Source organism: Bradyrhizobium sp. AZCC 2262, from assembly GCF_036924535.1.
Classification (GTDB): domain Bacteria; phylum Pseudomonadota; class Alphaproteobacteria; order Rhizobiales; family Xanthobacteraceae; genus Bradyrhizobium.
On record NZ_JAZHRT010000001.1, the window covers coordinates 7,134,848 to 7,159,683 of the forward strand.

Annotated in this window: 26 protein-coding genes; 6 read left to right on the plus strand and 20 right to left on the minus strand. The window is 61.8% G+C overall.

The window, feature by feature from the left end; translation table 11 throughout:
- Nucleotides 1-159: 159 nt before the first annotated feature.
- Complete coding sequence (locus tag V1283_RS33515) at nucleotides 160-357, plus strand: NepR family anti-sigma factor (RefSeq protein ID WP_334390889.1); 198 nt, start codon at nucleotides 160-162, stop codon at nucleotides 355-357.
- Nucleotides 357-905: a sigma-70 family RNA polymerase sigma factor gene (locus tag V1283_RS33520; RefSeq protein ID WP_025588266.1), complete on the plus strand. Its 549-nt coding sequence runs from the start codon at nucleotides 357-359 to the stop codon at nucleotides 903-905. Before V1283_RS33515 ends, V1283_RS33520 begins: the two co-directional genes overlap by 1 nt.
- Nucleotides 906-1,429: 524 nt before the next feature.
- Here the strand turns inward: V1283_RS33520 and V1283_RS33525 are convergent.
- The 16 genes from V1283_RS33525 to urtA all read right to left on the minus strand — a co-directional run bounded on the left by V1283_RS33525 (nucleotide 1,430) and on the right by urtA (nucleotide 16,083).
- Nucleotides 1,430-3,088 carry a CHASE domain-containing protein gene (locus tag V1283_RS33525; RefSeq protein WP_334390890.1) on the minus strand — a complete coding sequence of 553 codons (1,659 nt, stop codon included), beginning with the start codon at nucleotides 3,086-3,088 and terminating at the stop codon, nucleotides 1,430-1,432.
- Between the two features lie 344 nt (nucleotides 3,089-3,432).
- Entirely contained in the window at nucleotides 3,433-4,071 is a 639-nt protein-coding gene (gene ureG, locus V1283_RS33530; RefSeq protein ID WP_334390891.1) for an urease accessory protein UreG, read from the minus strand.
- 156 nt (nucleotides 4,072-4,227) lie between these two features.
- On the minus strand, nucleotides 4,228-4,965 hold the full coding sequence (locus V1283_RS33535; protein ID WP_334393270.1) for an urease accessory protein UreF: 738 nt from the start codon (nucleotides 4,963-4,965) through the stop codon (nucleotides 4,228-4,230).
- The gene (gene ureE, locus V1283_RS33540) at nucleotides 4,946-5,557 is read right to left on the minus strand and encodes an urease accessory protein UreE (RefSeq protein ID WP_334390892.1); all 612 of its coding nucleotides are present in this window, start codon (nucleotides 5,555-5,557) and stop codon (nucleotides 4,946-4,948) included. The genes V1283_RS33535 and ureE overlap by 20 nt, the downstream gene beginning before the upstream one ends.
- Nucleotides 5,558-5,578: 21 nt before the next feature.
- Nucleotides 5,579-5,878: a putative quinol monooxygenase gene (locus tag V1283_RS33545; RefSeq protein WP_334390893.1), complete on the minus strand. Its 300-nt coding sequence runs from the start codon at nucleotides 5,876-5,878 to the stop codon at nucleotides 5,579-5,581.
- A 24-nt stretch (nucleotides 5,879-5,902) separates the two neighbouring features.
- Nucleotides 5,903-6,202, minus strand: a complete 300-nt coding sequence (locus V1283_RS33550; RefSeq protein ID WP_334390894.1) for a putative quinol monooxygenase — start codon at nucleotides 6,200-6,202, stop codon at nucleotides 5,903-5,905.
- A gap of 49 nt (nucleotides 6,203-6,251) precedes the next feature.
- The gene (gene ureC / locus V1283_RS33555) at nucleotides 6,252-7,967 is read right to left on the minus strand and encodes an urease subunit alpha (protein ID WP_334390895.1); all 1,716 of its coding nucleotides are present in this window, start codon (nucleotides 7,965-7,967) and stop codon (nucleotides 6,252-6,254) included.
- A 40-nt stretch (nucleotides 7,968-8,007) separates the two neighbouring features.
- The gene (locus tag V1283_RS33560; RefSeq protein ID WP_334390896.1) at nucleotides 8,008-8,508 is read right to left on the minus strand and encodes a hypothetical protein; all 501 of its coding nucleotides are present in this window, start codon (nucleotides 8,506-8,508) and stop codon (nucleotides 8,008-8,010) included.
- An 86-nt stretch (nucleotides 8,509-8,594) separates the two neighbouring features.
- Entirely contained in the window at nucleotides 8,595-8,900 is a 306-nt protein-coding gene (locus V1283_RS33565) for an urease subunit beta (protein ID WP_334390897.1), read from the minus strand.
- A 135-nt stretch (nucleotides 8,901-9,035) separates the two neighbouring features.
- On the minus strand, nucleotides 9,036-9,338 hold the full coding sequence (locus tag V1283_RS33570) for an urease subunit gamma (protein ID WP_025588283.1): 303 nt from the start codon (nucleotides 9,336-9,338) through the stop codon (nucleotides 9,036-9,038).
- 42 nt (nucleotides 9,339-9,380) lie between these two features.
- Nucleotides 9,381-10,217, minus strand: coding sequence for an urease accessory protein UreD (locus V1283_RS33575; protein ID WP_334390898.1), 837 nt, complete (start codon nucleotides 10,215-10,217; stop codon nucleotides 9,381-9,383).
- A gap of 32 nt (nucleotides 10,218-10,249) precedes the next feature.
- On the minus strand, nucleotides 10,250-10,945 hold the full coding sequence (gene urtE / locus V1283_RS33580; protein WP_334390899.1) for an urea ABC transporter ATP-binding subunit UrtE: 696 nt from the start codon (nucleotides 10,943-10,945) through the stop codon (nucleotides 10,250-10,252).
- 116 nt (nucleotides 10,946-11,061) lie between these two features.
- Nucleotides 11,062-11,823 carry an urea ABC transporter ATP-binding protein UrtD gene (gene urtD, locus V1283_RS33585; protein WP_334390900.1) on the minus strand — a complete coding sequence of 254 codons (762 nt, stop codon included), beginning with the start codon at nucleotides 11,821-11,823 and terminating at the stop codon, nucleotides 11,062-11,064.
- A 4-nt stretch (nucleotides 11,824-11,827) separates the two neighbouring features.
- Entirely contained in the window at nucleotides 11,828-12,997 is a 1,170-nt protein-coding gene (gene urtC, locus V1283_RS33590) for an urea ABC transporter permease subunit UrtC (RefSeq protein ID WP_334390901.1), read from the minus strand.
- Nucleotides 12,994-14,571, minus strand: a complete 1,578-nt coding sequence (urtB, locus tag V1283_RS33595) for an urea ABC transporter permease subunit UrtB (RefSeq protein ID WP_442895903.1) — start codon at nucleotides 14,569-14,571, stop codon at nucleotides 12,994-12,996. The genes urtC and urtB overlap by 4 nt, the downstream gene beginning before the upstream one ends.
- A gap of 192 nt (nucleotides 14,572-14,763) precedes the next feature.
- Nucleotides 14,764-16,083, minus strand: coding sequence for an urea ABC transporter substrate-binding protein (gene urtA / locus V1283_RS33600; RefSeq protein ID WP_334390903.1), 1,320 nt, complete (start codon nucleotides 16,081-16,083; stop codon nucleotides 14,764-14,766).
- A 562-nt stretch (nucleotides 16,084-16,645) separates the two neighbouring features.
- Between urtA and V1283_RS33605 the strand changes: the two genes are divergently transcribed.
- From V1283_RS33605 to V1283_RS33620, 4 genes are all read left to right on the plus strand, one after another.
- Nucleotides 16,646-18,148: a DEAD/DEAH box helicase gene (locus V1283_RS33605; RefSeq protein WP_334390904.1), complete on the plus strand. Its 1,503-nt coding sequence runs from the start codon at nucleotides 16,646-16,648 to the stop codon at nucleotides 18,146-18,148.
- Between the two features lie 24 nt (nucleotides 18,149-18,172).
- Nucleotides 18,173-18,457 carry a translation initiation factor IF-1 gene (gene infA, locus V1283_RS33610; protein ID WP_057853167.1) on the plus strand — a complete coding sequence of 95 codons (285 nt, stop codon included), beginning with the start codon at nucleotides 18,173-18,175 and terminating at the stop codon, nucleotides 18,455-18,457.
- A gap of 271 nt (nucleotides 18,458-18,728) precedes the next feature.
- Entirely contained in the window at nucleotides 18,729-18,941 is a 213-nt protein-coding gene (locus V1283_RS33615) for a cold-shock protein (protein ID WP_002714433.1), read from the plus strand.
- 314 nt (nucleotides 18,942-19,255) lie between these two features.
- Complete coding sequence (locus V1283_RS33620; RefSeq protein ID WP_334390905.1) at nucleotides 19,256-20,971, plus strand: TadE/TadG family type IV pilus assembly protein; 1,716 nt, start codon at nucleotides 19,256-19,258, stop codon at nucleotides 20,969-20,971.
- 750 nt (nucleotides 20,972-21,721) lie between these two features.
- On the opposite strand, the gene V1283_RS33625 is transcribed toward V1283_RS33620, so the two are convergent.
- From V1283_RS33625 to V1283_RS33640, 4 genes are all read right to left on the minus strand, one after another.
- Nucleotides 21,722-22,333 (minus strand): TadE/TadG family type IV pilus assembly protein, encoded by a 612-nt coding sequence (locus V1283_RS33625; protein WP_334390906.1) that lies wholly within the window; start codon nucleotides 22,331-22,333, stop codon nucleotides 21,722-21,724.
- Nucleotides 22,334-22,352: 19 nt separating this feature from the next.
- Nucleotides 22,353-22,907 (minus strand): TadE/TadG family type IV pilus assembly protein, encoded by a 555-nt coding sequence (locus tag V1283_RS33630; protein ID WP_334390907.1) that lies wholly within the window; start codon nucleotides 22,905-22,907, stop codon nucleotides 22,353-22,355.
- 335 nt (nucleotides 22,908-23,242) lie between these two features.
- Nucleotides 23,243-23,722, minus strand: a complete 480-nt coding sequence (locus V1283_RS33635; protein WP_334390908.1) for a pilus assembly protein N-terminal domain-containing protein — start codon at nucleotides 23,720-23,722, stop codon at nucleotides 23,243-23,245.
- Between the two features lie 243 nt (nucleotides 23,723-23,965).
- Nucleotides 23,966-24,793 (minus strand): sterol desaturase family protein, encoded by an 828-nt coding sequence (locus V1283_RS33640; protein WP_334390909.1) that lies wholly within the window; start codon nucleotides 24,791-24,793, stop codon nucleotides 23,966-23,968.
- Nucleotides 24,794-24,836: the final 43 nt, after the last annotated feature.

Sequence of the window (24,836 nt, forward strand, 5' to 3'; positions counted from 1 at the left end):
GCGTAAGACAAAAAAGTTCCAGAAAAAGTTCCCAGATTTCGGAACCTTCCGCACATATTCGCATTAGCCTTTGACCTATAACGCGGCGGCTAGGCCCAATTTCGAGGTAACCTCTTGAAACCACAGAGACTTAACTCTCGGGGAAGCGTGGATCAGACCATGAAGGAAGTAAAAAAGCAGGGCGGGCTTAACGCCGAGATTCAATCCAGGATCGGGCACCAGCTCCGCGCCATGTACGATGACGTGGTCCGACAGGGTGTGCCGGACCGCTTTGCAGAGCTGATCCGGAAGCTCGATGGGCCGGAGGCGGCGGCGGCCCAAATAGAAGATCCAGCAAAAAATGACGGGAGGGACTAATGCCTCTCACAGACTCTCTTCGCGACGACATTTTGGCGTCGGTACCCAGCCTGCGCGCGTTCGCGATCTCGCTCTCAGGCAATGGTGATCGTGCGGACGACCTGGTTCAGGAAACGCTGCTGCGCGCCATTGCCAACATCGACTCGTTCCAGCCGGGCTCGAACCTGCCCGCTTGGCTGTTCACCATTTTGCGCAACCTGTTCCGCTCGGACTACCGGAAGCGGCGGCGCGAGGTGGAGGACGCCGAGGGCAATTACGCGAAAACCCTGAAGACCCAGCCGGCGCAAAATGCGCATCTGGAGTTCGAAGAGTTTCGCCAAGCGCTCGACAAGCTGCCGCAGGACCAGCGCGAAGCGTTGATCCTGGTCGGCGCCTCCGGCTTCTCCTATGAGGACGCCGCGGCGATCTGCGGCTGCGCGGTCGGCACCATCAAGAGCCGCGTCAACCGCGCGCGCTCGAAACTCTCGGCGCTGCTCTATGTCGATGGCGCCGAGGATTTTGGACCCGACGAGACCGTACGCGCGGTGATCGGCGGCAACGGCGGATGATGACGCTATCGAAATGACACGGAAAAAGGCGGCTCCGAGCGGGCCGCCTTTTTTGTTTTGCGTAGCCCGGGTGAAGCGCAGCGCAACCCGGGATTCAACGGCAGCACCGATCCCCGGATTTCGCGGAGCCTGTCATCGGGCGCGCATTCGCGCGACCCGTTGGCCCCATCAGGGCTACGACATCAGTGCAGGCCACCGAAGGCGTAGATCAAGACCAGAATCGGTATAGGCACGCCGAGCAACCACAACAAAAGATAACGTCCCATGTGAACTCCTCCATCGTTTTGCCGAATCAATTCGCGGCGGATGGACTTGTTCCGAATCCGTAGGGTGGGCAAAGCGAAGCGTGCCCACCTTCAAGACGACGACTTCGATAATCGCCGGTAAGCCGCATGCGCGATTCCTGCATTACATCTTTGATGTCGCAGTATCGACGAGCGGTGGGTGAAGTGGTGGGCGCGCTTCGCTTTGCCCACTCTACGATTCTGCGTCGCAGGGATGACAGTGGAGGAGCAGACGCTGCCCTACCGCACCGGCCGCACCGGTGCGGTAATCTGCTCCGTGCGATCGCGCTCGGTCATGTCGACCACCGTTACCATCGGCGCGGTGAGTTCGTAGACGTAGCTGACGTCGGTGAAGTAGCGCTTGGCGGTGCCGCCCATCGCCTCCGGCGCGACACGGTCGAGCAGGATAAGGCCGAAATCCGAGTCTTCCCGCCGTGTCGCCGCACTGGTGTTGAATTCTTCCCAGCGGAAATGAAAAATCTCGTCCGGCTCCTCGCCGGTGACTTCCCAGTTGGCAACGATGTGCGGGTGCTTGCCGACCAGCGACAGGCCCTCGTCGGAATGCGAGGCCAGTTCGAAGAGCAGCAGCGACAGCGACTGCGCAGCGCGCGCGCTGACGGCGATATCCGGGCCGTTGACCACGATGCGATCGGCATGCGGGATCGCGCGCGACTCGAACAGGCCCCTGAGCTTGACGCCCTGCCACTGGCTTTCCGAGAGCAACGTCACCACGTTCGACATCGCATGGATGCGGCCGATCAGAAGCTCGCGCGACACGTCCATGTCGGAGCCGTGGCGCAGCGTGCGCGTCACGATCGACTGGATCACGGCGAGGATGTTCTTGACCCGGTGGTTGAGCTCATCGATGACGGCGGTCAGCCGCCGCTCGAAGCCGATGCGGACCTGGATCTCGCGGCTGAGCCGCAGATTGTTGTAGGCGACATAGCCGAACAGGCCGCAGACGATGCCGGTGAGCGCGAAGCCGATGGCCGCCACGATGATCGCCGTCTGCTGCGCGCGCTGCGCGGCATTGTTCTTGGCATAATAGCCGAGCGACCAGTCGCGGCCGCCGAACGTCACCGTCCGCACCACCGACGGCAACGGATCGCCCTGCTTGACCGCCCGCAACGAGATCATGCCCTGGTCGTTGGCGACATATTCGTCGCTGGCGTCATCGGGGTCCTTCAGCACCACCGAAAAAAGCGAGCGGTCGTCATTGGTCAGCATCAACGGCGCCAGCTCGTAGGAAAATGTCACGAAGCCTGCGGGCTCCGTGGTGCCTTCCTTCAGAATGGCGGACGCGAGCACGAGGCCGATCGGCCCATTCTGCTTCAGCAGCGGGATCGGGTCCGACGCCACTGGCTTGCCGGTTTCCGCCGCCTTCGCCAGCATCGGCCCGATCACCGAGTGGCGGCCGTAGGCGCGGCCCGGAAAGCCCAGCGTATCCGCACTGCGCGGTTCGAGGTCCATCAGGACGTCGAGCGGCTTGTCGATCGTCTTGATGTCGAGCGGCCGATCGTCGAAATCGCGGATCGTCGGGTTGGTGAAGCCGGCGCTTTTCAGCTCGGCCTGCGCTGCCGGCAGCTCGGCCGGCTTGAGGCGCGCGATCCAGTTCGCGATCACAAAATCGGTCTTGAAGGCATAGATCGCCGAGCGCAGCGGCTGCAGCATGTTGGCTTTCACCACCGAAGGTGTGCGAAACAATCCGGATGCAACGCGTGCGAGCAATTCACGCTCGGTCAGCCGGTCCTGCACCAGGCTGGCATGAACGTCGATGGCGCGGGACAGCGCGATGCCGTCGATCGCCAGTTCCTGTTCGTGAACGCGATAGGCCGCGAGACCGGAGAGCAGCACTCCGATCAGCGCGATAAAGCCGATAATGAAGCCCAGCCGAACCACTCGCTTACTCGGGAATGACGTGTTGGCAAAGACGTATCGGAAGCATCTCGGGGTCTGCCGGGGCAGAGGCACATGGCAATAGCGCGAAGGCCAACCGCGGCGAATATGACGGAGCGTTCATCAGCACGCAACTGACAGGTGGCAGCGAGGTAAACAACACGGCCGCCGTTGACGCTGAATTGGCGGGGCCAGAGATTGATAATCTGACAGTGCTGATTTGGTTCCGGCGCGGACGGACAAATCCGCAGGGCGTGGCGGCGGACCGGATATTAATGTTAACGCGCGGTCGACCCGGCCGCTGGCCTGATCGCGTGTCCGACCGCTTGCCCGCCGCCTGGCGCGGCCTACCCGGCCTTGGCCTTTGCGGCCGGGCGCAGGCCGCCCTTGGTCTCGATGAAGCCGATGATGCGATCGAGCCCCTCGCTCTTCTTCAGGTTGGTCATCACGAACGGCCGCTCGCCCCGCATCCGTTTCGCATCAAGCTCCATCTTCTCCAGGGACGCACCGACATGCGGCGCGAGGTCGATCTTGTTGATCACCAAGAGATCCGAGCGCGTGATGCCAGGCCCGCCCTTGGAGGGGATCTTGTCGCCGGCGGCGACGTCGATCACATAGATCGTGAGATCGGCGAGTTCGGGCGAAAACGTCGCGGCGAGATTGTCGCCGCCGGATTCGATCAGCACCAGATCGAGATCGGGAAATTTCGCGCGCATGTCGGCGACCGCCGCTAGATTCATCGAGGCGTCCTCGCGGATCGCGGTATGCGGGCAGCCGCCGGTCTCGACACCGGCGATGCGATCCGGCGTCAGCGAGCCCGAGCGCACCAGAAACTCCGCATCCCATTTGGTGTAAATGTCGTTGGTGATCGCGGCGATGTCGTAACGCTCGCGCATCGACTTGCAGAGCAGGTCCATCAGCGCGGTCTTGCCGGAGCCGACGGGACCGCCGACGCCGATGCGGAGGGGACCGTGAGATTTAGACATGTCTGATGCTCTTTCTATTGTCGTCGTCCCTGCGAAAGCAGGGACCCATACCGCGTGATCTATCAATAAGGCAGAATAGCCGACACCGTTTGTAATAACCGGGGCCGGTGGCTATGGGTCCCCGCGTTCGCGGGGACGACGTGTTGATAGACAAGTTCATGACCGGAACAGCCGAGTATATTGCGTCTCGTGGCGCAGGCTGGCGAGATCGGCGCGGAAGGTGGCGCTGCCGAGATCGTCGAGGGAGGCTGTGAGCGCGCGGCCGGCGGTGGCGGCGACATCGGCTTCGAGGCTGGCCAGAATGCGCTGGCTGTCGGTTTGTCCGAGCGGGACCAGCCGCGCGCCGGCGGAAATCCAGTTCGACACTACGGCATGCAGGAAGGCGTGCATCGCCGGCGCCAGCGGTACGGCGTGCGCCGCGCTGACGAGGCCGACGGCTACGGGATAAACGATCGGACCGCCGCAAGCGGCGACCATGCTGTCGAGCCCGTCGCAGGCCCAGGCTGAGCGAGCGATCTCGAGGAAGGCGCGGCCCTGCGTCGAGGTCTCGAGCTGGCGTTCGCGCGAGGGCACGAATGCGGCCGCGAGTTCGGCAATCTCGCGCAGTGAAGGCTCGTCCCGCGCCGAGGCCGCGCGATGCGCTTGCGCCAGAAACACCGCGTCGCAGAAGCCCGGGCCGTCGCCGAGCATCGCAGCCAGCCAGCCGCGCAACGAGGCAGCATCAGCGATATCGCCCGCCTCCACCGCCCATTCGATCCCGCTGGAATAGGAGAACGCGCCGACCGGAAAGGACGGCGACAGCCAGGTCATCAGCCGGTACAGCGCCGCCGCCTCATCCGCATTCATCCCGCTGCCCGCGTCGGCCGGCGCGGGCTCACTTGTGGTCATGAGCATGGGAGTGATCGTGGTGGTGATGATCGTGGTCGCAATGCTCGTCGTGGTGATGGTGGTCGTGATCACTGTGGTGATCGTGATCGCCGTGATGATGGTCGGCATGATCATCATGGTGATGATGGGCGTGGTCGCCGTGATCATGCGCGGCATGATCGTGAGCCGCCTGCGCATACGCCCCGCCCTCGGGATCGAACGGCGCCTCGATCTCGATGATGCGCGCACCCAATCCCTTCACCATCGCCTCGATGACGTGATCCCTGCGGATGCGCAGGCCTTTTGGCATGATCTGGGTCGGCAGATGGCGGTTGCCGAGATGCCAGGCGACGCGAACCAGATGGAGAGGATCGGCGCCGCGGATTTCGACCAGGGGCTCGGCGGCCGCTACCACCTCGATCAGCCGCCCGTCCTCCAGCACCAGCGCATCGCCGCCGCGCAGCGCGACCGCGTTTTCGAGATCGAGCAGGAATTCGAGTCCGCGCGTCCCCGTCATCGCCATCCGCCGCCGGTGCCGATCGTCGAAATCGAGCACGACGGTATCGGCCGCCGATTGCGTCCAGCGATGCTGTCCCAGGACCTGTGTCGCGCGGATCATGGCAGTCTGCTCAACGTCACGTCACAACTTCTCCACCTTGCCGTCGCTGATGATCTCGATCACCGTCGGCGCCGTCTTCATCTGCGAAGAATATTCGCGCCACACCTTCATGTGCGGCGCGCGGCCATGCGCATTGAGGTCCTCGCGGGTCTCCCAGCGCTCCACCACCACATACAGATTGGGATTGTTCACGCTGACATGCCCGTCATAGGCGATGCAGCCCTTCTCTTTGAGCGTCTCGGCGGTACAGGCCTTGTGCCCCTTGATGAAGTCGTCCTTGTTTTCCGGCTTCATCGGCGTGGTCGCGATAACGTAGATCATGGTTTCTCCCTTGTCTTTTCTTGATTAACGGACGTCGACCTTTTCAGGGGTAATGACTTCGATCTTCGGCGGCGACGCGAGACACTTCACGGCGACGCGACCGAAGGCCTTCATGTGCTCGGCGGTGCGGTGTGGCACCAGCGCCTCGGCATTTTCCCACTGCTCGACGAACACCATCTTGGAGTGATCGGTGACGCTTTCATGCAAATCATAGGCGATGTTGCCCGGCTCTTTGCGGGTTTCCTTGATGCAGGCGGTGGCGGCCGCAATGAACTCGGCGTGCGTTTCAGGCTTGATCATCAGTGTGGCAACGACGTAAATCACTTCAATCCTCCCGGACTTTTGTTCTGGCTTTGATCGCCCGGGAGAAACCCTAGTACATGAAATAGCGCTGCGCCATGGGCAGAACCTCGGCCGGCGCGCATGTCAAAAGTTCGCCGTCTGCGCGCACCTCATAGGTCTCGGCATCGACCTCGATCTTTGGGGTAGCGCCGTTATGGATCATGCTCTTCTTGGAGATGCCGCTGCGGGTGTTTTTCACGGGATAGAGTTTCTTTTCGATGCCGAGCTTGCGCGCCAGCCCGCCTGTAATGGCAGCCTTCGAGGTGAACACCACCGAAGACGCCGTCAGGGATTTGCCGTAGGCGGCGAACATCGGCTGGTAATGCACGGGCTGCGGCGTGGGAATGGAGGCGTTGGGATCGCCCATCGGAGCCGCCACGATCGAGCCGCCCTTGATGATACAATCGGGTTTCACGCCGAAGAAGGCCGGCGACCACAGCACCAAATCCGCCAGCTTGCCCTTCTCCACCGATCCGATCAGTTTTGAGACGCCGTGCGCAATCGAGGGGTTGATGGTGTATTTCGAAATGTAGCGCTTGACCCGGAAATTGTCGTTGTCTTTGCCCTTGTCTTCGGGCAGCGAGCCTCTTTGTTTTTTCATCTTGTCGGCGGTCTGCCAGGTGCGGATGATGACTTCACCGAGCCGGCCCATCGCCTGCGAGTCCGACGACATCATCGAGAGCGCGCCGAGATCGTGCAAAATGTCTTCCGCCGCTATCGTCTCCTTGCGGATGCGGCTTTCGGCGAACGCCAGATCTTCGGCGATCGAAGGATCGAGATGGTGACACACCATCAGCATGTCCAGATGTTCGTCGATGGTGTTGCGGGTGAACGGTCGCGTCGGATTGGTCGAGGACGGCAGCACGTTCTTTAGCCCGGCAATCTTGATGATGTCAGGCGCATGGCCGCCACCGGCACCCTCGGTGTGGAAGGCGTGGATGGTGCGACCCTTGAACGCCTTCACCGTGTCCTCGACAAAACCTGACTCGTTCAGTGTATCCGAATGCAGCATCACCTGGACGTCATAGTCGTCGGCGACGCTGAGGCAATTGTCGATCGCGGCCGGCGTGGTGCCCCAGTCCTCGTGCAGTTTCAGCGCGCAGGCGCCACCCTTGATCATCTCGACCAGCGCAGCGGGGCGCGCGGCGTTGCCCTTGCCGGAAATGCCCAGATTGACCGGGAACGCGTCGAACGACTGGATCATCCGGCCCATGTGCCAGGGCCCGGGCGTGCAGGTCGTCGCAAACGTGCCGTGCGACGGCCCGGTGCCGCCGCCCAGCATCGAGGTGACGCCACTCATCAGCGCGTGCTCGATCTGCTGCGGGCAGATGAAATGGATGTGGCTGTCGAAGCCGCCGGCGGTGAGGATCTTGCCTTCGCCCGCAATGATGTCGGTGCCGGGGCCGATCACGATGGTGACGCCCGGCTGGATATCGGGATTGCCGGCCTTGCCGATGGCCGCAATCATGCCCTCCTTGATCGCGACGTCGGCCTTCACGATGCCCCAGTGATCGACGATCAGCGCGTTGGTGATGACGGTATCGGCCGCGCCCTGCTTGTTGGTGACTTGGGACTGCCCCATGCCATCACGGATCACCTTGCCGCCGCCGAACTTCACCTCCTCGCCGTAGGTGGTGAAATCCTTCTCCACCTCGATGATGAGATCGGTGTCGGCCAGCCGCACCTTGTCGCCGGTGGTGGGCCCGAACATATCGGCATAGACGGAACGCTTGATTTTCACGGACATTTGGTGCTCTCGCTCCGGGATTGAATTTGACTGGAATCGTTCATGTGCCGGGACGCCTACAGAGCTCCTGGAACTTGCGAACGTTTTCCAAGCCCACCTTGAATTCACTGCGTACCGAGCTGTCGTCCAATTTGAATTGGAAGATGCCGGTGCGCTCGAGCTGCTCGAAGGCCGGACCTGTCGCTGATAGTTGGAAGCGATAGCGCCATCCGGTCATGCCGGTGAAGGCCTCGACCCCCATCGCGCTGGAGTCGTCCGGTACCATAACAATTGCGGGATCCTTGTCGTGAAGGATCATCGCCGCGATGGTAGTTCGCAGATCATCACTTGTGTCCCCTTCCGCGACCACAATCCCCGAGCCCTTCTTGCAGTGAAACAGTGGCGACCCAAAATTGTCGGTTGCATCGCTGTCGGCGGTCACCAAGAGCGCCGTATCGTCTTGATCGGACACGCGCCAGCGAACCTCGCCTTCCTGCGCGCATACACCCTGTGCCCCAAGAATGAGCCCAATCAAAACGCCGTGCGTCGACTTTCGCGCCAATCGCAGCCATCGCGGCTGGCAGCCTCCTCCGTCCCTTCCCCGCAAGGGGGAAGGGAGTACGACCAGTGTGCTCACCTCACCAGAGATCACAGCTTGCCCTGCACGTCGCCGCGAAAGCCGTAGACGACGCGCTTGCCCGCCAACGCCACGAGTTGCACGTCGCGGGTCTGGCCGGGCTCGAAGCGGACGGCGGTGCCGGCGGCGATATCGAGGCGCATGCCGCGGGCTTTTTTGCGATCGAACTTCAGCGCCGGGTTGGTTTCGAAGAAATGGTAGTGCGAGCCGACCTGGATCGGGCGGTCGCCGCTGTTGGCGACCGAGAGTGTCATCGTCTTGCGGCCGGCATTGAGTTCGATCTCGCCGTCCTTGATGAAGAGTTCGCCGGGGATCATCTTTTCTCCTCCGTCATTCCGGGGCGATGCGCAGCATCGAACCCGGAAGTTCGAGATAAGTAACTTCTGGATTCTCAGATGTGCAATTGCACATCATAGTTCGGCCGCTTTGCGGCCGCCCCGGAATGACGATGACTAGCGTATCGGCTCATGCACGGTGACAAGCTTGGTGCCGTCGGGAAACGTCGCCTCGACCTGAATGTCGTGGATCATCTCAGGGATGCCGTCCATGCACTGCGCGCGGGTGATGACCTGCGCGCCGGATTGCATCAATTCGGCGACGGTGCGGCCGTCGCGCGCGCCCTCGACGATGAAGTCGGAGATGATGGCGATCGCCTCGGGGTGGTTGAGCTTGACGCCGCGCTCCAGCCTGCGGCGCGCCACCATGGCCGCCATCGAGATCAAGAGCTTGTCCTTTTCGCGGGGGGAGAGATTCATGCGAGCACTCTGGTGATTGAAGACCTAGTTGAGCCAAAGCCCCTAATTTAGCCAAAGCCTTGGGAGCGGCACGCCGCTGGCGCGGCCGAGCACAGCCATCATGTCGGCGCGGAGCCGGGCTGCATCTTGGGCACAGAAGCGCGCCATTGCAAATCCATTCCAGCAGGAGATGCCGACCTCGCCGCCGAACGTTTCGGATGCCTCGCGAATCCGCTCTACGACTGCCTCATCGCCAGGCACAATCAGCGCCGTGCCGATGGCGACGCCGCCGTTCGCAATGGCCGGCCGCGCCAGTTTTTCGCCGATGTCGCCGTCGAGCCGGACGGTTTCCGCAAACACGAGCTTTCCGCCACGGCGCAGGCGCCAGCGGTCGACGAACTCGCCATGCAGCATCTTTTCGCCCATCGCCGAGCGGCCGAACACCACGATTTCGCAGAGCAGAAGCGAGGCGTCCTCGGCCAGGTCGATGTCGATACACCTGACTATTCGCGCGCGGTCGAACAGGATGGTCTCCTGCGGCAGCCACGCGAGATGCGCGCCGGCCGCTGCCCTCAGCGCGATATTGAGCTGCGCGGCAGGTCCGGGCGCACGGTAGACCTTTTCCGCCGCCGCCGTCGTCAAGGTCAGCCGTGCGCCCTCGCCAGCCGTGATGTCGATATCGAAGCGGTCGCCGCCGGCGATGCCGCCGGCCGTGTTGACGAACACGCCGGACAGCCCTTCCGCTTCAGGCGAAGGAAAGCGCACGCGTAGCGAACCGGATTCATGCAAGATCCCGCGGCGGGTGACGCCGTCCTGAAGGTGCACGCCGAACCTGACCGCGCCCTGGGCGCGGTTGGCCTCGAACGTCGCTGAACTCGCGCGCGTGCTGTCGGTCCGCATCCGTCCCCCCAAACGCAACGCCCGATACGGCCTTACAGCGCCATCTGGCGGCTGATCTCGGCGGGATCGAGGCTGGCGCGATCGCAGGCATATTTCACCGCGCCCCGGTCCATGACCGCGAAATTGTCGCCGAGCTCACAGGCAAAGTCGAGATATTGTTCGACCAGCACGATCGCCATGTTGCCGAGGCTGCGCAGATAGGTGATGGCGCGGCCGATGTCCTTGATGATCGAGGGCTGGATGCCTTCGGTCGGCTCGTCGAGCAGCAACAGTTTTGGCCGCATCACCAGCGCCCGACCGATCGCCAATTGCTGTTGTTGTCCGCCGGAGAGGTCGCCGCCGCGCCGGCCCAGCATCGTATTCAGCACCGGAAACAGCGAGAACACGTCGTCGGGGACGTAGCGGTCGTCGCGCTTGAGCGGCCCGAAACCGGTCTTGAGATTTTCCTCCACCGTCAGCAGCGGAAAGATCTCGCGGCCCTGCGGCACGAAGCCGATGCCGGCCCGTGCGCGCTCGTAAGGTTTGAGGCCGGTGATGTCATTGCCTTCCAGCGCGATCGAGCCGCCTGATATCGGGTATTGCCCGACCATCGCGCGCAGCAGCGAGGTCTTGCCGACGCCGTTGCGGCCGAGCACGCAAGTGACCTTGCCCGGCTCGGCGGACAGCGAGACGCCGCGCAGCGCCTGCGCCGCGCCGTAATAAAGGCTGATATTGTCGACCTTCAGCATTGGCGACCTCCGGTCGCGAGGGCGCCAATGGCGAATAGCGAATGGCGAATGGTAAGAATTGCCGCGCTCATGATGTTCTGCACTTCCCTATTCGCTACTCGCCACTCGCTATTCGCCTATCTTCCCAGATACACTTCGATCACCCGCTCGTTCGACGAGACCTGATCGATGGTCCCCTCCGCCAGCACCGTGCCCTCATGCAGGCAGGTCACCTTGACGCCGAGTTCGCGCACGAAGGTCATATCGTGCTCGACGACCATGACCGTCTTTTCCTTGTTGATTTCCTTGAGCAGCTCCGCGGTCTGATGCGTCTCGACGTCGGTCATCCCGGCGACGGGCTCGTCGACCAAAAGCAGTTTTGGGTCCTGCGCAAGCAGCATGCCGATTTCCAGCCACTGCTTCTGGCCGTGCGAGAGGCTCCCGGCCAGTCTGTTGCGGGCATCGGTCAGGCGGATGGTTTCCAGCACGCGGTCGATCCGTTCGGATTCGTCCCTGTTGCCGCGCCAGAACAGCGTGCCCTTGACGCTGTGATCGATATTGAGCGCCAGCAGCAAATTGTCCTCGATGGTCTGGCTCTCGAACACCGTCGGCTTCTGGAATTTTCGGCCGATGCCGAGTTCGGCGATGCGGGTCTCGTCGAGGCGCGTCAGGTCGGTCATGCCGTCGAACAGCACCGTGCCCTCGTCGGGCTTGGTCTTGCCGGTGATGATGTCCATCATCGTGGTCTTGCCGGCGCCGTTCGGGCCGATGATGGCGCGCATCTCGCCGGGCTCGAGCGTCAGCGACAGATTGTTGATGGCGTGAAAACCGTCGAACGAGACATGCACGCCGTCGAGATAGAGCAGCGCGGAAGTGGTCCTTCCCTCCATGACACTCATGCGCTCACTCCGCCGGGTTCGGTTCGCCGACGCCGTCTTCGCGCGCGGCGCTTTCGGCAATGGCCGATAGTTGTTTTGCCTTCCGTCCCTCCCACCATGCGTTGAAGGTACCGATGATCCCCTTCGGCAGCAGCAGCGTCACAAGGATGAACAGCGCGCCCAGCATGAACAGCCAGTACGGCGCCAGCGGACCCGATGTGAAGACAGTCTTCGCGTAGTTGACGACGGCGGCGCCGAGCGCCGCACCGACCAGCGTGCCGCGGCCGCCCACCGCGACCCAGATCACGGCCTCGATCGAATTGCCCGGGGCGAATTCGCCGGGATTGATGATGCCGACCTGCGGCACATAGAGCGCGCCGGCGACGCCGGCCATGCAGGCCGACAGCGTGAATACGAACAGCTTGTAGGACTCGACGCGATAGCCGAGGAAGCGCGTACGCGATTCAGCATCGCGGATCGCGATCAGGACCTTGCCGAGCTTCGAGGTCACCACCGCCCGGCAGATCAGGAAGGCCAGGATCAGCGCAAGGCAACTCAGTGCAAACAGCGCGGCGCGGGTGCCGTCGGCCTGCACGTTGAAGCCCAAGATGTCCTTGAAGTCGGTCAGGCCGTTATTGCCGCCAAAACCGAAATCGTTGCGGAAGAACGCCAGCAGCAATGCGTAGGTCATCGCTTGCGTGATGATCGAGAGATAGACGCCGGTGACGCGCGAGCGGAAGGCCAGCCAGCCGAAGCAGAACGCGAGCAGGCCCGGCACCACCAGAACCATCAGCGCCGCGAACCAGAACATATCAAAGCCGTGCCAGTACCAGGGCAGCTTTGGATAGTTCAGGAACACCATGAAATCGGGCAGGATCGGATTGCCGTAGACGCCGCGGCTGCCGATCTGTCGCATCAGGTACATGCCCATCGCGTAACCGCCGAGCGCGAAGAACGCGCCGTGGCCGAGCGAGAGAATGCCGCAATAGCCCCAGATCAAATCGATCGAGAGCGCGAGAATGGCGTAGCAGGCATATTTGCCGAACAGCGCGACCAGATAGGTCGGCACCTGCAGCATCGAGCCCGCCGGCAACAGCAGGTTCGACAGCGGGATCAGCACGCCGAGACCAGCGACCACCAGGATGAAGATGGAAGCGCTGCGATCCAGCGAACGCGTCAGAACGTGCGGCGTCATGCTTCCACCGCCCGGCCCTTGAGCGCGAACAGGCCGCGCGGCCGCTTCTGGATGAACAGGATGATCAGCACCAGAATGGCGATCTTGCCGAGCACGGCGCCCGCCACCGGCTCCAGGAACTTGTTGGCGATGCCGAGCGTGAAGGCCCCGACCAGCGTGCCCCAGAGATTGCCGACGCCGCCGAACACTACGACCATGAAGGAATCGATGATGTAGCTCTGCCCAAGGTTGGGGCTGACATTGTCGATCTGCGACAGCGCAACGCCGGCGATCCCGGCAATGCCGGAGCCGAGGCCGAAGGTCAGCGCATCGACGCGCGAGGTGGCGATGCCCATCGAGGCCGCCATGCGACGATTTTGAGTGACCGCACGCATCTCGAGCCCGAGCGCCGTGTAGCGCAGCATGGCGAGCAGGATGGCGAACACCGCCAGCGTGAAGCACAGGATCCAGAGCCGGTTATAGGTGATAGTGATCTGCCCGAGTTCGAACGCGCCGCTCATCCAGGAGGGATTGCCGACTTCGCGGTTGGTCGGGCCGAACATGGTGCGCACGGCCTGCTGCAGCACCAGCGACAGGCCCCAGGTCGCCAGCAGCGTTTCCAGCGGGCGGCCGTAGAGGAAGCGGATGATGCCGCGCTCGATCAGGACGCCGATGGCGCCGGCGACGAGGAAAGCCAGCGGTACCGCGATCAGCAGCGAATAGTCGAACAGGTCGGGATATCGGGTGCGGATGACCTCCTGCACCACGAAGGTGACGTAGGCGCCGATCATCACCATCTCGCCATGGGCCATGTTGATGACGCCCATGACGCCGAAGGTGATGGCCAGCCCGATCGCGGCGAGCAGCAGCACCGAGCCGAGCGACAGGCCATACCAGGCGTTCTGCACCATCGACCACATCGCGAGGTTGCTCTGGATCGAGGCGATCGCGCTCGCCGCGGCGCGCGCGACATTGGGCGGCACGTCGCTGCCCAGGCCGGTCAATAGCGCCATCGCTTCCTGGTCGCCCTTCGCCTTGACGACGGCGACGGCTTCGAGTTTTTCGACCTCGGTCGCATCGCCCTTGTAAAGCAGGATCGCGGCGCGGGCCTCGGTGAAGGCCGCCTTGGCGCCCTTGTTGGTTTCCTTGGCGAGCGCGCCGTCGATGACGGCAAGTGCGCTCTCCTCGTGGCTCTTGAAGACCGACTGCGCGGCCGCGATGCGCTTGGCGGGATCGGGCGACAGCAGCGTCAGGCCGCCAAGGGCCGCCTCCACGGTGCGGCGCAGGCGGTTGTTGAGGCGGACGGCAGCGGCGCTATCCGGCAGCTTGTCCACCGCGGCGCCGGTTGCGGCGTCGATGATCTTGCCGTCGGCCCCCGTTACGAAAACCTTCTTGGTATCCGGATCGACCGACAGCCGTCCGTCCTGCAGCGCGCTGATGATGGGAAAGGCCAGCGGATTGCCCGACACAGCGACCACGCCGATCGCCTCGTCGGTGTCGGAAAAATCGTCATTGGCGAATTTGGCGACGGCATCCTCGAACGGACCCGCCAGCGCCGGCACGGCGAAAGCTGCGGTCAGAAGGATTGCGAGCAGAACCGCGCGAAAACGATCGAGGAAATTGGCAGACACAATACGACCCCGGCAGGAGTGTGGGGAGAAGGCGGCGGCAGCGCCGCCTTCTCCGGTCTCTCTTGGTAGTTCTCTTGGTAGCTTCTCTTGGTAGCTTCTCTTGGAAGTTATTCTTGCAAGCTAGCTAGATCATGATCCTGTCGGATCAGATCGAGATCAGGAGCCCTGACCGCCGCACTTGTTGGTCTTGGTGTTGTAGTTGCCGCACTTCTTGCCGACCCAGTCGCCGATCAGGTCCTTGGAGCCGTCGAGCTCCTTCGACCAGGCGTCGCCAGCGACAAGGCCCGGGGTCTTCCACACCACGTCGAACTGGCCGTTGGCTTTGATTTCGCCAATGAACACCGGCTTGGTGATGTGATGGTTCGGAAGCATCTTGGAGGTGCCGCCGGTCAGGTTCTTGGCTTCGATGCCGGGCAGCGCGTCGATCACCTTGTCGGCGTCGGTCGACTTCACCTTCTCGACCGCCTTGACCCACATTTCGAAGCCGATGACGTGCGCTTCCATCGGATCGTTGGTCACGCGCTTCGGATTCTTGGTGTAGGCCTGCCAGGCCTTGATGAACTTCTCGTTGCCCGGATCCTTGATCGACTGGAAGTAGTTCCAGGCGGCGAGATGGCCGAGCAGCGGCTTGGTGTCGATGCCGGCGAGCTCTTCTTCACCGACCGAGAACGCGACGACCGGAATGTCGGTCGCCTTGATGCCCTGGTTGCCGAGCTCCTTGTAGAAGGGAACGTTGGCGTCGCCGTTGATGGTGGAGACCACGGCCGTCTTCTTGCCGGTCGAGCCGAACTTCTTGATGTCGGCGACAATCGTCTGCCAGTCGCTATGACCGAACGGCGTGTAGTTGATCATGATGTCTTCCTGCTTGACGCCCTTCGACTTCAAGTAGGCTTCGAGGATCTTGTTGGTGGTGCGCGGATAGACGTAATCGGTGCCGGCCAGCACCCAGCGCTTCACCTTCTCGTCCTTCATCAGATAGTCGACCGCGGGGATCGCCTGCTGGTTCGGCGCCGCACCGGTGTAGAACACGTTGCGTTCGGATTCTTCACCCTCGTACTGCACGGGGTAGAACAGGATCGAGTTCAGCTCCTTGAACACCGGGAGCACGGACTTGCGCGACACCGAGGTCCAGCAGCCGAATACGACCGAGACCTTGTCCTTGGTGATCAGCTCACGCGCCTTTTCCGCAAACAGCGGCCAGTTCGAGGCGGGGTCGACGACGACGGCTTCGAGCTTCTTGCCGAGCACGCCGCCCTTCTTGTTCTGCTCGTCGATCAGGAAGAGAACGGTATCCTTCAGCGTGGTTTCGCTGATGGCCATGGTGCCGGAGAGCGAATGCAGGACGCCGACCTTGATGGTGTCGTCAGCGGCCTTGGCGCTTGAAAATGTGGCTAGGCCCAAAACCAGGCCGGCGGTCGCCGCCAGCCAGCGACGGCGGCTCATCGTCGTTATATCGTGAGTCAATTGAGTAAGCATGAGGTGTCATCTCCCTGACGCAGACGCGTTAAACGCTGCGAACGGCCCCACGGCCGCCTGCGTTAACGGAATCGCAAGAACCATGCCATCGGCTGAAAACGGGATAAGCCCATATAATCGCTTTGGATTCTCAAGTATGCGGAAACCAGCGGCGGCGAATCTGCTTATTTTTTAGACCACAAAAATGTATGCTTTGGCGGCAAACTATCTATTTTTTGTGCAAACGTCGCAATTTGGCTAAATTTCTTGCACGAATTTTGATCGTTTGGGTTGCTGATGGGCGGCCACGGCATGGTCTGGCTGAGCGGTTTCCTTAACCGCGCGGACCAAACGCGCGGAATTCGCCTTGAAAGCGCCGCGCAGGTGCTCCATATGATCTGTGCGACCTAGAGAATCATCAGGTCCTTGCGAGCCGCGTGTTCTGATCCCGTTTTGCGGTTTCTGGCTTGCCCCCTTCAGCTAGCAAAACCGACGCCCCAAACACGCGGGTGTCTCAGACACCCTCGCGCGCACTTGGCCATGGAGCCGGGCGCCTGCCTTTTTTAATGGAAAGAACCCTCTTTTGACCTCCTTTCAGGATTTCGGCCTCGCCGAACCCATTTCGCGTGCACTCAAGGAAGAAAATTACCACACGCCCACCCCCATCCAGGCCCAGACCATCCCCCTCGCAATGACCGGCCGTGACGTCGTCGGCATCGCCCAGACCGGCACCGGCAAGACCGCAGCCTTCGCGCTGCCGATCCTGCACCGCATTCTGGAGAACCGCATCCGGCCACAGCCCAAGAGCTGCCGCGTGCTGGTGCTCTCGCCGACCCGCGAATTGTCGGGCCAGATCCTCGACAGCTTCAACGCCTATGGCCGCCACATCCGCCTGAGCTCGGCGCTGGCGATCGGCGGCGTGCCGATGGGCCGCCAGGTCCGCTCGGTGATGCAGGGCGTCGAAGTCATGGTGGCGACCCCCGGCCGCCTGCTCGATCTCGTCCAGAGCAACGGGCTCAAGCTCGGCCAGGTCGAGTTCCTTGTGCTCGACGAAGCCGACCGCATGCTGGACATGGGCTTCATCAACGACATCCGCAAAATCGTCGGCAAGCTGCCGATCAAGCGGCAGACACTGTTCTTCTCGGCCACCATGCCGAAGGACATCGCGGAACTCGCTGAAGCCATGCTGCGCGACCCCGCCCGGGTGGCGGTGACGCCGGTGGCCTCGACCGTCGAGCGGATCACCCAGCGCATCATCCAGGTCGATTTCTCGGCCAAGTCGGGCGTGCTGGCGCAGCTCCTCAAGCAGGAACCGGTCGACCGTGCGCTGATCTTTACCCGCACCAAGCACGGCGCCGACAAGGTCGTGAAGACGCTGGAGAAGGCCGGCATCTCAGCCAACGCCATTCACGGCAACAAGTCGCAGAACCATCGCGAGCGCGTGCTGGCGGCGTTCCGCACCGGCGAGATCCGCACCCTGGTCGCCACCGACATTGCCGCCCGCGGCATCGACGTCGACGGCATCAGCCATGTGGTGAATTTCGATCTGCCCAACATCCCGGAAACCTATGTCCACCGCATCGGCCGCACCGCGCGCGCCGGCGCCGAAGGCATTGCGATCTCGCTGATCGCGGGCGCCGAGGAGATGGGTTATCTGCGCGACATCGAGCGGCTGATCCGTATCACGCTGCCGCGGGAAGACCGTCGCACGCCCGGCAGCCGCGACGCCGCACCGGCCCCCGCGCAGCAGCGCCCCGCACAGCACCGTGGCGGACGGTCCGCCCCGCGCGCCCACACCGCCAGGTCCCACGACTCAAGGGGACATGAATCCAGGGGACATGAATCCAGAGGTCACGAATCCCGGGGACATGAATCGGCGCCGGGCTCAAAAGGCCCTCGCCGTCCCCGCCGCGGTGGTGGTAATAATGCCGCGCCGCAGCCGAACCGGCACGAACAGCCGCGTCCGGCGCAGCAGGCCGGCAAGAGCCAAGGCGGGAAAAGTGAGGGCATTCAGGGCGTCGCCTTCTTGCATCGCGAGAGCCGTCCGAATACTCAACCCAACCGTACCCACCGACCGCAGCGCTAAGCCTCGATCGACCTGGAGACCACCATGGCTAAAGAAGAGCTGATCCAGTTCGAAGGACTGGTGACCGAAATCCTCCCCGACGCGCGCTACCGCGTGCAGCTCGACGCGGGACACGAGATTGTTGCCTACACCGCCGGCAAGATGAAAAAGAACCGGATCAAGACGCTGGCAGGCGATCGGGTCACGATCGAAATGTCGCCCTACGATCTGGAAAAGGGCCGCCTGATCTTCCGTCACAAGGACGAGCGTCCCAGTACCGGAGCCCCGCGCAGTGGGCCGCCGCGCGGCGGCCAGTTCCGCCGCCGGTAAACGCGCCGTTAACACCTGCCAAAAACGCGCCCGATACGCCCATATCGTGCGCGGTCGCGGCCGGCTGGCCGGCCGAATCAAAAAATCGTGCACGTCAGGATTGTTTTGACCACTACTATCGAATAATATTGTCCATCGATTTTCGGCCGGACGACATTAGCTATCCACCGGTACAGCCGGTTTAGACGCTGACGACCCTTCCAAAAATTCGATCTCACCAGCCCGTCGAGAGGCGGACTACGACTTGTATATCTGAGAAGGGACTACCCCCGTGAGCATGGGAACCGTGAAGTGGTTTAACGCAACCAAGGGCTATGGCTTCATCCAGCCGGATGACGGCGGCAATGACGTGTTCGTGCACATCAGCGCTGTCGAGCGTGCCGGCCTCGGAACGTTGCGTGAGGGCCAGAAGATCTCCTACGAAATCGTGGCAGATCGCCGCTCTGGCAAATCTTCGGCCGACAATCTGCGCGCCGCTGGATAAGCGATTTCTTAGGGCGCGTGCGCCCGCGTCCTGAGTAATCGCCTCTCAAAATAAACCAAAAGGCCGCGCCCATGGCGCGGCCTTTTTCACGCCGTGATGCGGGCGATTTGCTCCTGACGAAGAACTCGCAAACGTTGCGGCTTCACTGAGCCCCTCGTAGTAAACAGATCGTAACCCGTGGGCCCTAAAATCCGGGCTCTAAAATTTGGGTCCTGAAATCCGAGCCCTGAGATCGGTCGCATCCGAAATCAGCCTGTTTTTCGATGATCGAATTAAGGGGCACTTAGGGGAGGCCGGGCTACGATCGCGCGCTTTTGGATAGCCAGGGGGCGCCCGTGCCATTTCGTCTTCAGCAGTATGTTTCCCGTTTCTGCCGCGATCGACGCGGCAACGTCGCGATCATTTTTACGATCGCAGCGATCCCCCTGATGTCGGCCATCGGTTGTGGGGTGGATTACTCGCTGGCGACCAGAATGAAGGCCAAGCTGCAAACCGCGGCCGACGCCGCCAGCATTGCCGCGCTTTCGCAAAAGTCGCCCGGCTTTCTCGCGGCCTCGCTCATGACAGGCAACGGCTCGGTCGCCAACGGCGTTACCGATGCCAACAATGTTTTTGACTCCAACATGAACGGGATCATCGGCTATCAAAATCTGGTTCGCACCAGCACCGTTACGAAGACCGGAATCAGGCTGGCTGCCAGCGTCTCGTTCACGGCCGACGTGCCGACATCCTTCCTGAAAGTGATCGGCTATCAGCAACTGACGGTAACGGGCGTTTCAAGTTCGGCCGCCACGTTGCCGCCGTACCTCGATTTTTATCTGACGCTGGACGTCTCGGGGTCGATGGGCCTGCCGTCGACCCCCGCCGAGCAGACGCGCTTGGGCAAGATCAACCCGGATAACTGGGTCCAATACCGCAACAGCACCGGCGTCAGCTGTACCCTGGCCTGCCATTTTTCGCCGAAAGGCAGCGCGTGCGTCGATCCCCCCGTCACTTCCCCTACCAATCCGAATGCCAATCCCTCTATTACCGCTTCGTATTCCCAGCAATACAATACGAATGGTTATTGCATGGGCTATATCTATTCGCGCGTAAACCAGACCGCGCTCAATAACCTCATCACTGCGAACTCGGTCGCGGGCGCACTGAAGCAGAAGCCCGGCTTGCCGACGACGATGCTTCCGGACCTGAATAATACGGTTACTCCTGGCGTGGCGAATTCGCTGATCAAGGGCAACTCCAAAAGCCGGCCGGACAGCCTGACGGCGGTCTCATCCTGCCCGACCGATGGCACCGACGACTGCATCCAGTTGCGCCTCGACGCGGTCGGCTACGCCGTGAACCAGTTGTTCGTTACCGCGAACGCCTCCATGAAGGTTAACAACCAGTTCAGGATCGGCCTCTACCCGTTCATTCAGAAACTCTATACCTATTTTGCTCTGACCAGCAGCATCAACGGCTCTACCACCAATTCCTCGACCATCAACTACGCCGCCGCAAACCTTGCCACGCTGCTTGACACCAATATCGATGCAAACCTTGGCTCCGGCGGCACGCATATCGATACCGCGCTTACTTCGGTCAATAGCCTCATCTCCGGCGGCACCGGCACTGTGGGCGACGGCAGCACTTCGACCACCCCGCAGCCTTACGTCTTCCTCGTCACCGACGGCGCACAAGACAACCAGATCAAGGGCGTTCCCAACGGCGGCTGGTCCGGCAGCAACCACGCTACCACGATTGATAAACAGAACACCCTGGCGACCGTCCCCCAATGCGAAACCCTCAAGGGCCGCGGCGTCATCGTTTCCGTGCTCTATATTCCCTATCAACCGGTCTCACCCGTGGTTACGAGCTTTGCCGGCGATGAAGACACCGCTGCCAACACCAACATTCAGTATATTCCGGCCAGCCTGCAGAAATGCGCGTCGCCCGGCTTCTTCTACACTGCCAACTCGCCCACTGAAATCGCCGCGTCGCTGAACGCCATGTTCAATCACGCGCTGCAGACCGCGCATCTTACGAACTGACCTGGCTGAGGCGGCGCGGACGCCGCCTTGAAGTAAACACCGAGCCTCAAAAAGCCCCGGAGCGATCCGGGGCTTTTTATTGATTGGCCGCACAGGGTGATACTGTGATTGCGTGCGGCTCAATGGCGTGGAGCGGCAAGGCCACGGAGACGCTGGGCCGGCAATCAGGCCGCCAATGGACCGTTTGGCCGCGGACCTCGTCTGAAAAGTCGGCCAGGGCTGCCGATGACCCATGAAGCCGGCGTTTTCTTCCTCGCGTTCTGTCATAAGGCGGCAGGTGTGCCGAAGGACCACGATGAGATCGGTTGTCCGTTCCGTAGCCGGCACGAGCAGGCGATGAATTGGGGAATTCCGGGTCGCTCGCGCGCAATGGATCATGATCCGATTGGATTGAATTGGATCTATGATGTCTTTGTGGATGATCTCCCGGCAAACGCTTCGCGTTTGTCCCGAGCGAAAACGGTTGCCGCTTTGCACAACGCGGCCCTGCGGGTCCGGATCATACTCTGGCAGCCAAAGTCCGACGATGGCTTTGGGCAGAGGTGCCTTGTGTCATTGGTGGAGAGTCTGCACGCATCCCCACCCCGGATGTAATGCTGCTGTACGGGCTGCTTTCCAATGCAGCGGGTCAAGCCCGCGCTGACCGAAAGCCTGAACAAATGCAGCCCGACGAATACGGCGCCGACCCTCTCCAGGAGTAGGTCGCGGTGAACGGTGCAAGTTGCGAAGATTATCCGAGACTACAGGCCGTCACTTCGGCGCCGCACAGTCGGTGAGGCCCGCCGTCGGATACAGGACGCAGAGCACCTGCCGCGGACGCGTGTAGGCGGTATCGCTAAAGGGGATGCCAGTCTTCGCCATCACATAGCCGATGGTCGGTACATACCTGTAGCTGACCTCGCTCCAGATCACAAATGTCCCCTTGGCCACGACGAGACCTGGCGGCAACACCACAACATCACCCGGATTATGAGGCGCCGTCGTCGCGATCGTTACGGCGCCTGTTGTGCTGATCGTCAGACCCTTACTCCACTGAACCCGAGCGACCCCCGAGGTTTTATCGACGTAAACCTCGGTGACCGAGGATATCAGCGGGTCTCGCGGATAGGGTGTCATGATCGCCTTTGCCGCTTGACCAAAACCGATGATGTCGGCATCCGCCACACTCGCCATCTGAGACGTCAGATCGGCAAGCGTTCGCGCCACCTGGGTGGCCTTGCGATCCACGGCAATAGCCGACGCTAACTCGAGCACTCCGAAGTACATCACCACCATAATTGGAAAGACAAAAGCAAACTCGACCGCTGCGAGTCCGCTGCGGTCATTCAACAGACCGCGCACGCGAAGCGACATCTTCTGCATCAGGGATACCATCATCGCATCACGGCTCTACATGAAAGGCGGCGGTCGCAGAAAGCAGCCGCTTGCTGCCGTTGAGATTACCAATGTTGTAGCCGAGTTGGGTCACGAAAAGCGGCCATTCATAGAAGGCGCGAATCACGACGGTATTGGGAGAGCCGGATGGCGGCAGAGAATATGCGAAAGGCCCGGTCAGGTTTCCACTGACGATCGGATCGGTAATGTCAATCGAGGTGCCTGGGGTAAAGACCTTCACATCCACAGTAATGTTCCCAAGATTGCCGTCGCAATTGAACATCACCTTAATGCGATTGCAGAGGTCGGTTTTGAATGCAGTTTCGGTCATGCCGGTGTCCTGCGCTTCGTGCGTGAGCATCTTCCGCGCGCTGTCCTGCGTCCCCTGCTCCAGAAGCGCGCCCGCGAAAAACACAATCGCCGTCTCGAGAATCGCAAACAGCACGCAGAAGAACAACGGCGCAACCAGCGCGAACTCGACGGCGGCCGAACCCCGGCGGTTGCGGCGAAATCGGTTCAGTGCATTTCTGGCAGAGACTGTTGCAACAGCGGGTGACGACATCGAAAAATCCCCAGACGGCAGCGATTATCCGCCTGCAAGAACTACCTGAAAGTGATTGTGGAAGTGTTTCGTCGAACGGAAGCAGAGCGGCCCGGCCCGCTAACCCGGCGTTAACTGTCTTCGGCGCGCCTCATGCGGACGAGATCGATTCGCGGGCAGGATGATGCGCTGGATGCGCCAACGAGCTTTCGCCGGGCCGTCCGGCGCGGTCAGGGTGTTTCGCACAAAGTGGATGCCGGTTCGCGGGAAAAACCACGTCGAAACGAAGAAACTGGAGCTTCGGTTCTGATTCATTCAGAACCGACAAGCGTTCAGTTTGACGTTCAGTTTGACGTTCAATTTGCCTTGGCCCCAGCGCCGCTGGCTTGACCGCTGAGAGAGCCGGCCTGGTCGATTGCGGACTTGAAGTAGGTCTCGCCGTCGCCGAGGGTGACGCGGCGCTGGCAGATCGGCATGCAGCTATAGGATTCCCGCTCGACGCCGCGATAGACGGTGACGAGTTGATCGGTCGGGCCTTCGACCTGAATCTGACGGTCGACCAGCACCTCGCCGTTGCGGTCCATCGCGATGAAATTGGTCGCGCCGTAGCCCTTGCCGGTGACGACGACGATGCCGCCGCTCTGCAGGGTCACGTCCGCGATCAGCGGGTTTCCGACCACGATGGTGGAGACCTTGGCAGGAAGCTTCACGAGCTTTGCCTGGTCGACATAGACGGCGATACGGTCGGGATCGGGCGCGGCCAGGCAGGCAGCCGGCCACAGCAGGATTCCTGCGACGAGGGAACGCAATCCAATACGCTGGGACTTGAACGACATAGCTTACCCCGGGGCATCAACAAGCCGGCAATGGCGATACGCAGCGGAACCGGCGCCCGACACGGTGAATCTGACGACAATTCATGAACAAAGGGCAAATAGGCCCCGGAATGGGGCAAGAAATCCGCGGACCAGCATGTTTAACAGATCATCTCCGCGCAAACGCGTTTTTCCGCGTTTGGAAACCGGCGACCGCCTTTCCCTCGCGACAAACGCGTTCCGCGTTTGCGCGGAGATCATGCACTATTTGCGGAACGGATAGGCCAGTTGTCCGATGATTTCGCGGGGAAACGACGACTGATCGTCCACGCCATATTGGTCCGGCAGCGTGCCTTTCGGCATCCGGAAGGTCCCGAACAGGATGTCCCAGAGCGGAAAGGTGCCCGCGAAATTGGTGTCGCCGCCCTCCTCGCGGGAGGTGTGATGCCAGCGGTGAAACACCGGCGTCGCCAAAACGTATTTGAACGGGCCGAGCGTCCAGTTGAGGTTGGCGTGAACGAACGCGGAATGGAAGATGTTGAACGGCCCAAGCCAGAGCACCACGCCCGGCGAAATGCCGGCGATCAGCAGCACGACATCGACCCCGATGGTGCCTAACAGCAGGTTGACGGGGTGAAAGCGCGCCGCCGAGATCCAGTCCACATCTTCCGACGAATGGTGGATGGCATGATATTTCCAGAACCCGCCGCCATGGAACATGCGGTGCAGCCAGTACATCATGAAATCGGCCGCGACCAGGAACAGGATCGCCTGCAGCCACAATGGCAGGCGCGACAGCGGGCCATGGCCGTTGTCGTAGAAGGCGATCAATTCGTCGGCGTCGCGAATTCCAAACAGCAAGGCGGCGCCCAGCACCAATAGCCCGATGCGAAACACGCGCGCGAACAGCGGCACCACGAACCAGTAGCAGACATCGGTGACGAGTTCGCGCTTGCGCCACCAGGGCCTGCCGGGGTTGCAGGCCCAGAAATGCGCCAGCACCGAGAACACGAGCGCCAGAGCGATCGTGACCGGCACCACCTTGGCCAGGGTCTGGCCGAGCATTTCGACGACTTCGGTCGGCAGGTTCATTTCGACCGGCGTACCAGAATCGCTGCCGCGCCGCCAGTTCGCG

What these genes read in the sequence shown, in the direction of transcription:
- V1283_RS33515 (WP_334390889.1), top strand. Translation starts at nt 160, where the DNA reads ATGAAGGAAGTAAAAAAGCAGGGCGGGCTTAACGCCGAGATTCAATCC.
- ureE (WP_334390892.1), bottom strand. Translation starts at nt 5,557, where the DNA reads ATGATCCGCGCGACACAGGTCCTGGGACAGCATCGCTGGACGCAATCG.
- V1283_RS33535 (WP_334393270.1), bottom strand. Translation starts at nt 4,965, where the DNA reads ATGCTCATGACCACAAGTGAGCCCGCGCCGGCCGACGCGGGCAGCGGG.
- V1283_RS33565 (WP_334390897.1), bottom strand. Translation starts at nt 8,900, where the DNA reads ATGATCCCCGGCGAACTCTTCATCAAGGACGGCGAGATCGAACTCAAT.
- V1283_RS33545 (WP_334390893.1), bottom strand. Translation starts at nt 5,878, where the DNA reads ATGATCTACGTTATCGCGACCACGCCGATGAAGCCGGAAAACAAGGAC.
- urtD (WP_334390900.1), bottom strand. Translation starts at nt 11,823, where the DNA reads ATGAGTGTCATGGAGGGAAGGACCACTTCCGCGCTGCTCTATCTCGAC.
- ureC (WP_334390895.1), bottom strand. Translation starts at nt 7,967, where the DNA reads ATGTCCGTGAAAATCAAGCGTTCCGTCTATGCCGATATGTTCGGGCCC.
- V1283_RS33570 (WP_025588283.1), bottom strand. Translation starts at nt 9,338, where the DNA reads ATGAATCTCTCCCCCCGCGAAAAGGACAAGCTCTTGATCTCGATGGCG.
- V1283_RS33640 (WP_334390909.1), bottom strand. Translation starts at nt 24,793, where the DNA reads ATGAACCTGCCGACCGAAGTCGTCGAAATGCTCGGCCAGACCCTGGCC.
- infA (WP_057853167.1), top strand. Translation starts at nt 18,173, where the DNA reads ATGGCTAAAGAAGAGCTGATCCAGTTCGAAGGACTGGTGACCGAAATC.
- V1283_RS33520 (WP_025588266.1), top strand. Translation starts at nt 357, where the DNA reads ATGCCTCTCACAGACTCTCTTCGCGACGACATTTTGGCGTCGGTACCC.
- V1283_RS33630 (WP_334390907.1), bottom strand. Translation starts at nt 22,907, where the DNA reads ATGTCGTCACCCGCTGTTGCAACAGTCTCTGCCAGAAATGCACTGAAC.
- ureG (WP_334390891.1), bottom strand. Translation starts at nt 4,071, where the DNA reads ATGTCTAAATCTCACGGTCCCCTCCGCATCGGCGTCGGCGGTCCCGTC.
- V1283_RS33575 (WP_334390898.1), bottom strand. Translation starts at nt 10,217, where the DNA reads ATGCGGACCGACAGCACGCGCGCGAGTTCAGCGACGTTCGAGGCCAAC.
- V1283_RS33625 (WP_334390906.1), bottom strand. Translation starts at nt 22,333, where the DNA reads ATGCAGAAGATGTCGCTTCGCGTGCGCGGTCTGTTGAATGACCGCAGC.
- V1283_RS33635 (WP_334390908.1), bottom strand. Translation starts at nt 23,722, where the DNA reads ATGTCGTTCAAGTCCCAGCGTATTGGATTGCGTTCCCTCGTCGCAGGA.
- urtA (WP_334390903.1), bottom strand. Translation starts at nt 16,083, where the DNA reads ATGCTTACTCAATTGACTCACGATATAACGACGATGAGCCGCCGTCGC.
- urtC (WP_334390901.1), bottom strand. Translation starts at nt 12,997, where the DNA reads ATGACGCCGCACGTTCTGACGCGTTCGCTGGATCGCAGCGCTTCCATC.
- urtE (WP_334390899.1), bottom strand. Translation starts at nt 10,945, where the DNA reads ATGCTGAAGGTCGACAATATCAGCCTTTATTACGGCGCGGCGCAGGCG.